This window comes from Salifodinibacter halophilus (genome assembly GCA_012999515.1).
GTDB classification, from domain to species: Bacteria; Pseudomonadota; Gammaproteobacteria; order Nevskiales; family Salinisphaeraceae; genus Salifodinibacter; species Salifodinibacter halophilus.
Window position 1 is genome coordinate 1 of record JABEEB010000058.1, and the last position, 374, is coordinate 374.

The following is a 374-nucleotide window of genomic DNA, read 5'->3' on the forward strand; positions in this document are numbered from 1 at the left end:
GCGACGGCACCTTGATGCAGACCGCGCGTTCGCTCGACCTGGCCCTGCAAGGCGAAGGCTTCTTCGTGGTCGAGCGCGCCGGCCGCACCTTGCTGACCCGTTCCGGCGCGTTCCGCGTCGACGCCGACGGCGCCCTGGTCAATGCGGTCGGCGACCGCGTGCTCGGCGAAAGCGGGCCGATCCTGCTCGGCGAGCCGGGCGCGGCCGCGGGCCTGCGCGTGGACGCCAACGGCGAATTGTGGAGCGCCGACCGGCGCAGCCTGGGCCGCCTGGATCTGGTCGCCGCCGCCGATGCCGGCGCGCTGCGTCCGGCCGGCGACGGCGCCTACGCCTACGAGGGCGAGCGCGGCGAATGGCGCGGTCGGGTCGTGCAG

The 374-nt window shown here is 75.7% G+C and carries 1 protein-coding gene; it reads left to right on the forward strand.

Annotated features, from left to right (window positions below; genetic code table 11):
* A partial coding sequence (locus tag HKX41_10670) for a flagellar hook basal-body protein (GenBank protein ID NNC24593.1) occupies positions 1-374 on the forward strand: 374 nt, incomplete at both ends.